The following is a 13699-nucleotide window of genomic DNA, read 5'->3' as shown; positions in this document are numbered from 1 at the left end:
ATGAGCATTCAAGCTGCGCCGACCTTTCAAGTAGCCCTGAGTTTCGAAGACGGCATCACCCGCTTCGTCGAATGCAACACCGACGAGACCGTCGCGGACGCGTCGTACCGCGCACGAATCAACATTCCGCTCGACTGCCGCGACGGAGCATGTGGCACCTGCAAATCACTCTGTGAGTCAGGTACTTTCGACGCCGGCGACTACATCGAGGAGGCCCTGACGGACGACGAGGCCGAGCAGGGATACTGCCTTCCGTGCCAGATGGTGCCGGAATCTGATCTCGTGCTGCAGATTCCCACCACGTCGGCGGTCGCCAAGACCACTGCCGGTTCGTACACGTCCACCATCACCGAGATCATTCGCCATTCGGATTCCACGGTGGGTTTCACCGTCGCAGTCGACAACCGCGCAGATCTGGTCTTCCTCCCCGGTCAGTACGTGAACATCCTCGTTCCCGGAACCGAAGCGACGCGGTCGTACTCGTTCAGCTCCGGCCCTGAGGTCGAGTCGGCGTCGTTCCTGGTCAAGATCACCCCGGGTGGTCTGATGTCCGAGTATCTCAGTCAGCGTGCGCAGGTAGGCGACACTCTCGAATTGACCGGACCGATGGGTAGCTTCTTCCTCCGGTCAGGTCAACGGAGAGCCCTACTGCTTGCCGGTGGAACCGGCTTGGCCCCGCTGCTCTCCATACTGGAGAAGATGCGTACCGAAAGCTCCACTCGGCCCGTCCATCTGGTCTACGGCGTCAGCTCCGACACCGATCTCGTCGAACTCGACAAACTGCACGACTACGCGAAGTCTCTACCCCAGTTCACCTTCGACTACTGCGTATCCGATCCCGACAGCACAGCACCGAACAAGGGCTATGTCACGGGCTTGATCGAGCCCGATCACCTCGACGACGGCAACGTAGACGTCTACCTGTGCGGCCCGCCGCCGATGGTCGAAGCCGTACGTCTGCACTTCAAGGACGTATCGATCACACCCACGAACTTCTACTTCGAAAAGTTCAACAATGCGGCAGCACCGGCTGATTCACCGGCAGCCTCGGCCGAAGAATCAGCTGCCGGCACGTACGAGATCGGTGAAGAACATCTGCCGGTCACGGAGTCGGACGCACAGTTCGACGCTCGGATGGCCCTCGAACTCGGAGCAATGGAACTCACGATCGGCCGCCTCACTCCGGCACAGTTGACGGAGTACCGCATTCTGGCGGAGAACTCGGCTGCTTCCATCGACCGCGATCACTTCACGGACGCAGCGGCATTCACCGAAACCAATGCCCTGTTCCACGACTTCCTCTTCCGCTGCACCGGAAACGAAGTGCTGCTGCAGGCATACCACCGTCTCGAGGTCACACAACTGATGAACCGAGTGCTCCGCACCGCCGATTGGGTGGACGAACATGTCGCGGAGGATCACTCACGTATCGTGAGTGCATTCGAGCAGAATGATCGCGCCGCGGCCCGTGATCTGATCGTCCAGCACAGCGAACACGCCAAGTCGACGATGCACCGCGCCATCACTGACGCTCGGGAAAGTGTGGCGTCGTGAGCACGAGATTCTTCGCCGGCCGGTTCGACGACCGGGTCGTGGTCGTCACCGGAGCGGCTCAGGGGATCGGGCGCAGCGTTGCCGAAAGAGTTTCCGCAGAAGGTGGTTCCGTCGCGCTTGTGGATCGAGCTGAACTGGTTCACGACATCGCGACACCGCTGGAGCGTTCCCATTCAGTGACCGCGGATCTCGAGACGTTCGAAGGCGCCCAGAATGCAATAGACTCCGCATTGGAGCGCTTCGGACGCATCGACGTCCTGGTCAACAACGTCGGTGGGACCATCTGGGCCAAACCCTACGAGCACTACACGCCGCAGCAGATACAAGCCGAGGTCACACGATCACTGTTCCCCACGCTCTGGACGTGTCGCGCCGTACTGCCCCATCTGATCGAGCAGGCGAGCGGCACCATCGTCAACGTCTCCTCGGTCGCCACCCGCGGTGTCAACCGTGTTCCTTACGCGGCGGCCAAGGGCGGGGTCAGCGCGATCACCGCTGCACTGGCGATGGAAGTCGCGCAGTACGGAATACGCGTCGTGGCAACCGCTCCCGGCGGAACCGAGGCGCCACCACGCGTCGTGGCACGCGGGCCGGGTGCCGAGACCGACGAGGAGAAAGCCTGGTACCAGCAGATCGTCGACCAGACCGTCGACTCGTCGCTACTCAAGCGTTACGGCACCCTGGACGAACAGGCTGCTGCTATCACTTTCCTTGCCTCCGAAGAGGCTTCGTATGTCACCGGAACGGTTCTGCCCGTCGCCGGTGGCGACCTCGGCTGAATCCAGCCTCCCCCGATTCCTGATCTCTCGAACGGAGATTCGCCATGTCCTCGATCGAACGTGGTTCCTGGGCCAGTGCCCGCCATCGCTCGTCAGTGTTGTGGGTGGTCACCATCGCCGCCATTGCCATTCTGTTCGACGGATACGACCTGGTCGTGTACGGCACGATCCTGCCCGTACTCATGGACGACCCCAGCCATATCGGCACCTTGACCGCATCTCAGGCCGGCGCGTTGGGTTCGTATGCACTCGTCGGAGTGATGGTCGGCGCACTGACGTGTGGAGCGATCGGCGATCACTTCGGTCGCCGAAAGATGATGCTGGTCAACATCATCTGGTTCTCGGTCGGAATGGCACTGGCAGCGTTCGCCACCAGCATCACCACCTTCGGTCTGCTGCGGTTCTTCACCGGCATCGGTGTCGGTGGGCTTGTCGCCACCGCCGGAGCCATGATTGCCGAGTTCGCGCCGCCGGGACGCCGCAATCTGTTCAACGCCATCGTCTACAGCGGTGTCCCGGCCGGTGGCGTCATGGCTTCCGTCCTGGCGATCGTTCTCCGTGATTCCATCGGATGGCGTGGACTGTTCCTCATCGGCGCCCTGCCATTGGTGTTCCTGTTCCCACTCGCCTGGTTCAAACTGCCCGAGTCTCCCGCGTGGCTGATTGCTCGCGGACGTGTCGAGGAAGCTCGCGCCATTTCCTCGAAAACCGGAATTCCATTGCCTGTCGGTACAGATCGACCCAACGACGCCGTAGCCGAGAAGGTCGGCTTCCGAGCGTTGGCGAGCAGACAATATGTCTGGGGCACCGCGCTTCTCGGCCTCATGAGCTTCGCCGGCCTCCTCCTGACCTACGGACTGAACACCTGGCTGCCCAAGATCATGGAAAACGCGGGATACAACGCGAAGGGTTCGCTCTCGTTCCTGTTGGTACTCAACGGCGGTGCCATCATCGGTGGACTTCTCGCCTCCAAGATCGCAGACGTAACCGGTCCACAGCGGGTTGTCGCAACCACCTTCGGCCTGGCCGCACTCGCCCTGCTCCTGTTCACATTCGGGTTCCCGCTTCCCGTACTCCTCGCCTCCGTTGCCATCGCGGGTGTCGGAACCATCGGTACTCAGGTTCTGATCTACGGATTCGTGTCCAACTACTATTCGACGGCCGCTCGGGCCGCAGGTGTCGCGTGGTGCGCCGGATTCGGACGTCTGGGCGGGATATTCGGGCCACTGATCGGCGGAAGTTTGATCAGCGCCGGAATCAGTTCCGAATCGGCGTTCTACGTCTTCGCCGGCATCGCGGTGCTGGGCGCCATCGTCACCTTCTTCGTGCCGAAGCAAGCACCTGATCTGGGTGCCACTGCACTTCGATCCGATGGAGACCGTGCCGAAAAGGAAACCCGTGGTGAGCCCGGCGTTACGGTAGTCGGGTGACACTTCGTGACCTGTTGCTCGGCCGAGAACGCGAGCTCGCCGTTCTCGGCCGAGCCTTGGCCGCGGCAGAGACAGGAGTGCCGACTCTCGTGCTGGTCGAAGGCGATGCCGGTAGCGGTAAGTCCACTCTCGTCGACCGGTTCGCCGAAATCTCTTCCGCTCATACGCTCCGCCGCGCTCGTGGGCTGGAGTGGGAATCGAACACTGCCTTCGGAGTAATCGAACAACTACTCGAACGTCCGGTTTCCAACTCGGACCCGGTCGCCGTTGCACACGAGATCGTCGACGCAGCGGAGCAACTGACCCTGATCGTCGTCGACGATGCCCATCACAGCGATGTCAGCTCGCTTCAGGCAATCACCTCCGCCCTCCATCGAGGCCGAACGGCACCACTGCTGTTCGTCCTCGTCGCCGAGGAAACGCCGTTCCTGCGCGAGGATGTCAGGCAGATTCTCGACCTGCACTGGTCGACGCGTTTGCACATCAGCCCGATCGACGCACCCGTCATCATCGACATCGCGCGCATGCGAAGCGGAATCGACCTCAGCTCCGGCGTCGCGCTTGCCCTTCAGGACTTCACCGCGGGCAACACACTCGACATCGTCTCGCTTCTCGACGAGCTGCCACCTACCTATTGGACCCAATGGCACCGAACTTTGCCCGTCCCTCGCCATCGTGCAGTATCGATCGCCGCCGCCCTCGCTACGTGTTCGGCGGGAGCACGAACGTTGATCGAAGCCGCAGCAGTTGTCGGGCGCAGCACGACGTTGTCGCATCTTGCTCAGCTAGCCGAAATCGACGACGTGGTCGGCGCCTTGGACAGCGCCTTCGCCAGCGGCCTCCTTTCTGTCCACGAGCAGCACGGCAGCACCGAGGTGTCACTGAGCAGCACGATGGTCACGGCCGCAGTGCGCGGGGCGTTGGGACCCGCGCACTTGCATCTGCTGCACACACGCGCAGCCGAGATCGCTTGGGGAGAAGGTGAACGGCTTTTCCACCTTGCCGCTGCCAGCACCACACATGACGAGGACCTCGCCGCCGAACTCGTTGCGTACGCATCACTACGAGCATCCGACGGCGCGTGGTCGGAAGTCGCCGACGCCATGGTCACGGCAAGCCGTCTCACCACGGCCCGAACCGAACACGAGGACCGACTGCTCCGCGGAGTCGACGCGCTGACCGGATCGGGTGACATCCCCCGCGCCATGGTCTTCGTGCCGGAGATCGAGAGTATTTCGCGCGGGCCTCTCCGCGACGCCGTCCTCGGCTACCTCGCCATCCATAGAGGGCGACCGACCGAGGCCGCCGATCTTCTGACCAGAGCGTGGGACAGCTGCAGCGTGGATCGTGAGCCAGGCATCGCTGCGATGATCGCCCAACGAATGGTCCTGCATTCTCTGGCTCGGCTCGATGGCACGGCGCTCGTCGAGTGGGTTGACCGTGCAGTCGAATTGGTGGGCCCTTCTGATCCCGCAGCAGTGGAGTCCGAAGCGATCAAGGGTCTCGGGCTCGGTGCTACCGGAAGAACCGAGAATGCGCTCGCGGCATACGCCGAACTCTCCGATCGTGTCCGCCCCGGAGCCCAAGCACAGCGCTTCCAGATGGGACGCGGATGGCTCGAGCTTGCGTTGGACCACCCGGAGTCCGCCAGACGCGACCTCGAAAGTGCGGTGTCCACAGAGTTTTCCAGTGGTTCGGCAAGAATCTCACTGTGGGCACAGGCCTGGCTCGCCCGCACTCAATTCGCTCTCGGCGCCTGGGACGAAGCGCTCTCGACCGTCGAGGGCGCCGGTGCCGAGGTGGATCGGTTCGAGATCGAGATCATCCGGCCGTTGGTCCACTGGTCGGGAGCACAGATTCACGCTCTGCGCGGCAACTGGGAACTGGCCCGTGACCATGTGCGACGTGCGTACGCCGGCATTCACGCCTACGAAATCATGTATGTTCCTGCACTTCTCGCCAGGGCCCAGGTTGCCGAGGCCGCCGCCGACTACGCCGAAGTTCTGGTGGCGCTGGCTCCGCTCACCTCGAGCAAGGCGCAACAATGGCTCGACGAGCCGGGCTTCTGGCCGTGGGTCGATCTCTACGCCAATGCATTGGTCATGGTCGGGCGAGCTGATGATGCCGACGCCTTTCTGCAACCACACGAGCAGACCGCACGACGTCGGGAGCACCGCTCAGCTGCGGCACGTCTCGGCTACGTTCGCGGCCGGATCCACGGCGCACGGGGCGAACTCGACTCGGCAAGAGAAAGTTTCGATGCTGCACTACTCGGCATCGAGACGCTGCCGCTCCCCTACGACCGAGCCCGAATCAATTTTGCCTACGGCCAAACTCTCCGCCGGGCCGGGAAACGCGCGGAGGCCGACGTCGTCCTCCGCGCCGCCCGCGAGCTGTATCACTCGTTGGGCGCCGCTACTTACGTCGAGCGCTGCGAGCGCGAACTCCGCGCGGGCGGGTTGAACCTCTCGCGGACGGAGAAGGGAATCACCGACCTGACCCCGCAAGAACGAGCCGTCGCCGACCTTGTCGCAGCGGGCAAGTCCAACAAGGAAGCTGCCGGCGAATTGTTCCTCTCCGTCAAGACCATTCAATATCACCTCACGCGCGCGTACGCGAAACTCGGACTGCGATCACGGAGCGAACTCGCGGCTTTGTTCCGCGACCGAGGGCTTTCGGATCCGCATCAGGAGAACTGAGAACATGCCGGACACTTCGACGACCGCGCCCGTTCGCGTCGTCACCGAGCCACTCCCGCAACCGCTCTACGGCCCGAAGCGGGTCTTGCGCGACTTCGGCGGAACGTCCATTGCCAACGGAATCATCGGCATCGTCTTCTCGGCCACCGGGCCGGTGGCGGTCATTCTCGCTGCGGGGTTGGCGGGTGGACTGAGTCAAGCCCAATTGGCCTCTTGGCTTTTCGGTGCCTTCTTCGTCAACGGCATTCTCACCATCACGGCTTCCTGGCTGTACCGGCAGCCGCTGGCCTTCTTCTGGACGATTCCCGGAACCGTTGTCGTCGGAGCGTCGTTGGAGCATCTGCCGTGGGAGCAAGTGCTCGGAGCGTTCTTCGCGACCGGCGCCCTGATCTTGATGTTGGGATTGACAGGGTGGGTCACACCGATCATGGCCGCATTACCCTTGCCCATCGTAATGGCAATGGTGGCAGGCGTTTTCCTTCATTTCGGAACGGATTTGGTCGAAGCGCCCGCCCACGACGCGGTGATCGCTCTGCCGATGATCGCCACCTTTGTCGCTCTGAGCGTGTTCACCAAGCTGGGAAGATTCGTTCCGCCCGTTCTCGGCGCGTTGATCGTCGGCGTGGTCGTGATACTCGCGGCCGGAAGATTCAACTCCGCCGGCGACGCGCACGAGTGGCTGGCGCATCCGATGCTGACCACGCCAACCTGGTCTTGGCAGGCGATGATCGAACTGGTTGTACCGCTGGCGATCACAGTCGTCGTCGTGCAGAACGGCCAAGGAATCGCAGTCCTCCGCGCAGCGGGTCATCAACCGCCGATCGGGGCAGCAACGGTTGCCTGCGGTGTGTTCTCTCTCGTGAACGCGGCGGTGGGTTGTGTCTCGACGTGCCTGACCGGGCCGACGAACGCATTGCTCACGGCGTCGGGAGAGCGGACACGCCAATACACCGCCGGAATCTTCTGCGGCTTACTCGCCGTCGTCTTCGGACTGTTCGCCCCGACTTTCGTCGCGATGATGTTGGGAACTCCGACGGCATTCATCGTCACTCTGGGTGGTCTGGCCATGCTCAAGGCCTTACAGGGAGCCTTCGTGACCGCATTCGGCGGGAAATTCACCTTCGGCGCTTTGATCGCGTTCCTCGTGACGATCTCCGACATCGAACTACTCAATATCGGAGCCGCTTTCTGGGGACTCGTCTTCGGGGTCATCGCCTCGCGCATGCTCGAACGAGCCGACTACACCTGACATGCGAATATTCGCATACTCGACTTTGACAATCATTTACATTAAGCAGTAGATCTATACCCATGCACCTCAACACCCGCATGTCGCGGCGCCTCACCCTTGCCACATCAGTAGGCCTCTCACTCGCCCTCGTTACGGGTTGCTCGTCCGACAACAAGGACTCCGCCCAGTCCGAAACCACGACCACGACGTCGGCCGCACCAACCGAACAGGCCTCGGCAACACCACGTCTCGCCGTGTCGTACGACGGCGGCGTCCTGGTGCTGGATGCAACTTCCCTCGACGTGGTCGGCGAGACCGAGATCGACGGCTTCACCCGACTCAACCCGGCCGGCGACGGTCGCCACGTCATGATCTCTGCCGGCGAAGCATTCAAGGTGCTCGACACCGGCACGTGGTCTTCGGCTCACGGTGATCATTCTCATTACTACACAGCCGATCCCGCGATGTCCGAGGTCGAGTTCGCAGCCAACGAGCCCGGACACGTCGTACGCCATGCCGGAAAAACCGTTCTCTTCAACGACGGCTCGGGACTCGTCGAGATCTTCGATCCGGCGCAGTTGGCAAAACGCCAACCCCGCGTCGAGACGTACACCACGCCAGAACCCCATCACGGCGTTGCGGTCGCACTTGCCGACGGCAGCCTGTTGACGACCATCGGAAATTCGGAGTCCCGCAACGGCATTGCCATCCTCGATGCCGACCGCAAGGAAATCCTGCGCAACGAACAGTGCCCCGGTGTCCACGGCGAAGCAGTCGCTGCCGGCGAAGCCATCGTGCTGGGCTGCCAGGACGGGTTGCTCGTGTACAAGAACGGAGCGATCACCAAGGTCCAGAGTCCGGATGCATACGGCCGCATCGGAAATCAGGCAGGCTCGGAGGAGTCGGACATCGTGCTGGGTGATTACAAGACCGACAAGGACGCCGAACTCGAACGTCCGCAACGGGTCTCGCTGACCAACACGACGACGTCCGAACTTAAGCTCGTCGACCTCGGCACCAGCTACACCTTCCGCTCACTCGGCCGCGGACCACACGGAGAGGCACTGGTGCTCGGCACAGACGGCGCCATCCACGTCATCGACCCGAACACCGGCGTCGTCACCAAGAAGATCGCCGTCATAGACGCATGGACCGAGCCCACCAAATGGCAAGAGCCCAGGCCCGCGCTCTTCGTAGAAGATCACACCGCTTACGTCACCGACCCAGCGTCGAAGAAGCTGATCGCAGTCGACCTCGAGGACGGCAGCATCCTGACCGAGACCACTCTCGATCACGCCCCCAACGAATTGACCGGTGTCACCGGCTGATTCAGATCCTCACCTCAGGCCCCCATCTCACACCGAGATGAGGGCCTGAGCCGTTCTCGTGCTTCGCCTACTGACCAGGGAATCTCATACCCAGGCAATCCTCGAGGTGCTACGACGCGCATCTCAGAGAATCGAAGCCGTTGTCGCCAGCTCTGCTGGAGCTGAGCGATGAGCAGGACCACGATTGACCGCGGCACAAGTCAGCATGGAATAACTCCGTGTGGAGGTTCGTTGGAGATGGTGTCGGTGTTCGATTCTTTGCCCCGGGTACCACCCCAGAATTGCCACTTCGAGTGGCCACTTGCCGAGAGGCGCAAGACGGGCACCGACGCGCTGGAGCCGCTGGACACCTTTCGGTGCCAGCGGCTTTGTCGTCTGAATGATCAGGCTGGGTTTTCGCCGGCAGCGACGTCGAGGATCCACGTCACCCCGAACGCATCGGTGAGCATGCCGAAACCGGGGCTCCACGCCGCGGCGGCAAGACCCTCGATGATCGATGCACCAGCAGAGAGTTTGGCCCAGTAGTTCTGCACCTCTTCGAGGGTTTCACCGCGAACCGAGACGAAGAACGGTTGGTCGGTGATCGTGGTGCCGTTCTCGCGGTGTGTCGAGCCTGCGTTGCCGGCCGAGCCGCCCGACTGTCCAGGGATGTCGTATGCCATCACACAGAAGCCGTCCTCTGTCTCCACCTGGCCGAACACGACGTTCTCAGCGCCGGGCACCTCCTTGGGCATCCCGAAGTCGCCGTAGGTTGCGATCGTGACCTGGCCACCGAAGACGGACTGGTAGAACTCCAGAGCCGCGCGGGCGTCTCCGCGGAAGTTGAGGTGGGTCGTTGTCTTGATGCTCATGTCTGCTCCTGGTACGAACGTCGCTCGGGTTTTCCCTGACAACGTCGACTCTCACAGCCGTATAGGACTGTTTTCGTCCTAGACTCGTCGTAGTCTCACCGCATGGCGACCACCACTCGACTCTTGAATCTGCTGTCCCTCTTGCAGACGAGACGCGACTGGCCGGGCGCTCTACTCGCCGAGCGGCTCGACATCAGCCATCGCACGGTCCGCCGCGATATCGACCGGCTCAGGGAGATGGGTTACCGCATTGCGGCGACCATGGGCCCGGACGGCGGATACCGACTCGACGCCGGCAGCGAGCTGCCACCCCTGCTGTTCGACGACGATCAGGTCATCGCACTGGCAGTTGCGCTGCAGGCGGCGACGCTGACCGGCGTCGGTATCGAAGAGGATGCGGTTCGAGCGTTGACCACTGTGCGGCAAGTGATGCCGTCGCGTCTGCGCCATCGCCTCGACGCGCTCAGTTTCACCACGATTTCGGCCGGTTCCGGCGACGCAGACTCCGTGTCCCCTGAGGTGCTCGTAGCGATTTCCGCTGCAGTCCGCGGTCGCGAGGTGTTCCGCTTCGATTACTCGAACGACCACTCAACCGACAACAGCGAAATAACACCCCCGCGCCGAGTGGAGCCGCATCATCTGGTGACCTCCAAGCGTCGCTGGTATCTCGTCGCGTGGGATCTCGCGCGAGACGACTGGCGAATCTTCCGCGCCGATCGCATCACCCCACGCACCCCGAACGGTCCCCGGTTCACGCCGAAGGAAATCCCCGGCGGCGACGTCAGCGAATACGTGTCCGCGCGCTTCAAAGGATCGGAACATATCAACAATTGGCCGTGCCATGGCAAGGTCGTTCTCCATCGACCAGCCAGTTATGTTCTTCCCTTTGTCGGGGAAGGCATCGTCGAAGATCTTGGCCCCGAGCAGTGCAGTCTCGAAGCCGGATCATGGTCTTGGACGGCGCTGGCAGCCTCCTTCAACCGATTCGACACCGACATCGATGTCGTCGGCCCGGCAGAACTTACCCACGCTTTCGCGCAACTCGCCGCCCGCAACGCCGCGACTGCTGAGAGTTAGTCAGTCGTCTCGAATGAGATCCAGGTCTCCAACGCAACCGTGCGCCCGCGGGTTCGTGATAGCTTTCAAGTCCTCAGAGGACCTGAGGACTTGAAGACCTGAACGAAGGGATGCCCAAGGAGATGAAGAAGGGGCAAGTTGCATTTCTCACCGGCACACACGTCGTGAACGATCTGTACCAGGGGGCTGTGCCTGCACTGTTGCCGTTCATGATGCTCGAACGCGGATATTCCTATTCCGCGGTCGCCGGAATCACGCTCGCCGCGACCGGACTATCCAGTGTCGTGCAACCTGCATTCGGCATGCTGGTCGATCGAAAGAGCCGAAACTGGTTGGTACCGACAGGTTTTGTGACGGCCGCAGCAGGCATTGTCGTGGCAGCGATGAGCACCACCTACATCGTCACTTGGCTGGCAATTGCCGTGGCCGGCATCGGCATCGCCGCATACCATCCTCCCGCCACAAATTTGGCGCGCGCGGCTGGAGGTCATTCACAGAAAGCCATGAGCGTGTTCTCCGTGGGCGGTACGTTGGGCGCCTCGCTGGCGCCACCGTTTGTCACGCTCGTGGTTGGCTCACTCGGTTTGTCCGGCGGCTATCTACTCGCAGTTCCTGCAGCGGTGGCGGCTATTTGGTGGATGGTCGCCCAGTCGCGATCGGTCAACACGGGTGCGGCCGAGTCAGCCCAGTCGTTGAGTGCGCAACTGGCAGCGAACGGTCCCGTGTCAGACGATTGGCGCTCGTTCACACGACTCGTGCTGGTAACGGTCTGTTGGTCAATTCCGTACGTGACCACACTGTCGTTGGTCTCACCGTTCGTGCTCAACGCACTGAACGGATCGTCCTCGAGCGCTGCAATCGTGTTGTCCTCCTTCACATTGGCAGGAGCGGCCGGAACGCTACTGGGTGGAGTCCTCGCGGACCGTCGTGGTCGACGCGCATCCATCCGACTCGGCTACCTGCTTGCGGTACCTTCACTGGCGCTGCTCGCTGCCGCTCCGAACGTTGCAGTTGCCGAATTGGGAATCGTCTGTCTCGGATTTGCTATGTTCCTGCCCTTCGCACCACAGGTGACATTGGCGCAGGACTACCTACCGAATCGCCCCGGCACAGCAAGTGGGGTGACACTCGGACTAGCGATGTCCGTGGGAGGCATCGCATCTCCACTGTTCGGCTACCTGGCAGATCACTTCGGACCGCGCATGGCGATCGGGGCGACAACTGCAGTGCTGTTCGTCGGCGCCGTCATCGCATTCACCTTGCGCGATCGACGCCTCGACCCGGAAGACGAGACGGAGCGCGAACTGGACGTCATCGCCCTTCGATAAACCAAAAGACGGCCCCGTAGTCTGAAGATTCATCGGAGGACATGAAGTATTACTCGGTGAGCCGCTCCATTGCGGTTCACCGAGTCAGTCAGGAGCAGTCACATGGCAGTGCGCCAGATCAAGCAGCAGTCGCTGGTACAGAAAGCCGCGGACGAACTTGCGCGCCTCATCGGCGACGGCGAGTGGCCGGTCGGGACCAAAATCCCGAACGAGCAGGATCTGAGCACACTCCTCGGAGTCGGGCGTTCGACCGGCAGAGAGGCAGTTCGCGCACTGATTGCGTCGGGCCAGCTCTACTCGCATCAAGGGTCCGGCACCTACGTCATGTCCTCGACACCGGTCACAGAACTCGAGCGAGAACTCAAACGCTCGGACCGCCGCGAAGTCTACGAAGTACGCAGACTCCTGGAAGTGGAAGCGGGCCGCCTGGCTGCCATGCGCCGAACTTCGGCCGACGTCGATCTGTTACAGGCAGCACTCGAAGCCCGTGAAAATGCCTCGACACCAACAGAATTTGTCGACGCTGACATGGAACTACATCGCGCCGTGGTGAATGCTGCGCACAACAGCGTGCTGTCGATGGTGTTCGATTCATTCATCGAAACGCTCCGCAACTCGGCCCTGGACGTGATCACCGACGTCGCGGCGCGAGACCCCGAATCGATCGACGACGAAGCCGCTGCCCACCGAGATCTAGTGGAAGCCATCGTCGCGGGTGATGCCGACGCTGCCAGCGCGGCAACGCGCAGGAACATGGACGGGCTCGACTGACCCTCTCTATCGTTGTCAGGCATGACGTCCACATCGCTCCCTCCACGGGGTCTCCGGATCGGTCTGTCCGCCATCGCGTGGCTAAACCTGCTCTCTGCGCTCGTAGGAATGGCGGGCCTGACGATCGGCGGCGGGATGGGCCTGCCTCCTGAGTGGATCGAGGGAACCGTCTTCCCTTCATATTTCTGGCCCGGAATCCTCCTCGGCGTTGTCGTCGGAGGCATCCAGGCCGCCGCGCTCTTCGCTCAGCACAACAGGTTCCGTCTGACGTGGGGCCTGCACGCGGCCGCCGGCCTGACCATGATGATCTGGATCTTCGTCGAGATCGCCATCGTTCTCGCCTGGTCGCCGCTGCAGGGCATCTTCTTCACCACCGGACTAGTCCAGACGATCCTCGCCGTTCTCGCACTCGGCGCCTGGCCTCACCCCTTCCTCCAACGAGTCGAGTAATGACGGAACCTGTTCTCGAACAACAGAATCACGACGGCCGGGCCCACCTCACCTTCTCGAAAAAGCCCTTGACTCGAAAGTATGTTCGAGTATGATGGGAGGTGGAACGGGGGGTTCTCATGACGATCAACATCACCGAAGATGCCGTCACCGACGTGGTCAACAACTCCGCCGTGGGTGTGCGCGGACGATTGTGGCGGC

General features: G+C 62.1%; 11 protein-coding genes. 10 read left to right on the top strand and 1 reads right to left on the bottom strand.

All coding sequences use genetic code 11. From position 1 onward, the window contains the following. The 6 genes from benC to aztD all read left to right on the top strand — a co-directional run bounded on the left by benC (position 1) and on the right by aztD (position 9021). Positions 1-1554: a benzoate 1,2-dioxygenase electron transfer component BenC gene (gene benC, locus QRN54_RS28505; protein ID WP_083056443.1), complete on the top strand. Its 1554-nt coding sequence runs from the start codon at positions 1-3 to the stop codon at positions 1552-1554. Beyond that, positions 1551-2333, top strand: coding sequence for a 1,6-dihydroxycyclohexa-2,4-diene-1-carboxylate dehydrogenase (locus QRN54_RS28500; protein ID WP_050656063.1), 783 nt, complete (start codon positions 1551-1553; stop codon positions 2331-2333). Before benC ends, QRN54_RS28500 begins: the two co-directional genes overlap by 4 nt. A 44-nt stretch (positions 2334-2377) precedes the next feature. Further along, positions 2378-3763 carry an MFS transporter gene (locus QRN54_RS28495; protein ID WP_007729781.1) on the top strand — a complete coding sequence of 462 codons (1386 nt, stop codon included), beginning with the start codon at positions 2378-2380 and terminating at the stop codon, positions 3761-3763. After that, positions 3760-6462 (top strand): helix-turn-helix transcriptional regulator, encoded by a 2703-nt coding sequence (locus QRN54_RS28490; protein WP_058038299.1) that lies wholly within the window; start codon positions 3760-3762, stop codon positions 6460-6462. Before QRN54_RS28495 ends, QRN54_RS28490 begins: the two co-directional genes overlap by 4 nt. A 4-nt stretch (positions 6463-6466) precedes the next feature. Then, positions 6467-7711 (top strand): benzoate/H(+) symporter BenE family transporter, encoded by a 1245-nt coding sequence (locus tag QRN54_RS28485; protein ID WP_285183568.1) that lies wholly within the window; start codon positions 6467-6469, stop codon positions 7709-7711. A gap of 62 nt (positions 7712-7773) precedes the next feature. Beyond that, complete coding sequence (gene aztD / locus QRN54_RS28480) at positions 7774-9021, top strand: zinc metallochaperone AztD (protein WP_007729787.1); 1248 nt, start codon at positions 7774-7776, stop codon at positions 9019-9021. A gap of 383 nt (positions 9022-9404) precedes the next feature. On the opposite strand, the gene QRN54_RS28475 is transcribed toward aztD, so the two are convergent. Then, complete coding sequence (locus QRN54_RS28475) at positions 9405-9872, bottom strand: VOC family protein (protein ID WP_007729793.1); 468 nt, start codon at positions 9870-9872, stop codon at positions 9405-9407. Positions 9873-9974: 102 nt separating this feature from the next. Between QRN54_RS28475 and QRN54_RS28470 the strand changes: the two genes are divergently transcribed. The 4 genes from QRN54_RS28470 (at position 9975) to QRN54_RS28455 (ending at position 13498) form a co-directional block, all read left to right on the top strand. Continuing rightward, positions 9975-10949, top strand: coding sequence for a helix-turn-helix transcriptional regulator (locus tag QRN54_RS28470; RefSeq protein ID WP_054188476.1), 975 nt, complete (start codon positions 9975-9977; stop codon positions 10947-10949). 122 nt (positions 10950-11071) lie between these two features. Next, the gene (locus tag QRN54_RS28465) at positions 11072-12277 is read left to right on the top strand and encodes an MFS transporter (protein WP_285183567.1); all 1206 of its coding nucleotides are present in this window, start codon (positions 11072-11074) and stop codon (positions 12275-12277) included. Positions 12278-12379: 102 nt separating this feature from the next. After that, positions 12380-13048, top strand: a complete 669-nt coding sequence (locus tag QRN54_RS28460) for a FadR/GntR family transcriptional regulator (RefSeq protein ID WP_003939850.1) — start codon at positions 12380-12382, stop codon at positions 13046-13048. Between the two features lie 21 nt (positions 13049-13069). Further along, positions 13070-13498: a hypothetical protein gene (locus tag QRN54_RS28455; protein ID WP_228401410.1), complete on the top strand. Its 429-nt coding sequence runs from the start codon at positions 13070-13072 to the stop codon at positions 13496-13498. The last annotated feature ends 201 nt before the right edge of the window (positions 13499-13699 follow it).

This window comes from Rhodococcus sp. MEB032 (genome assembly GCF_030208925.1).
GTDB lineage: Bacteria > Actinomycetota > Actinomycetes > Mycobacteriales > Mycobacteriaceae > Rhodococcus_F > Rhodococcus_F qingshengii.
This window is presented reverse-complemented; position numbering and strand designations above follow the sequence as displayed.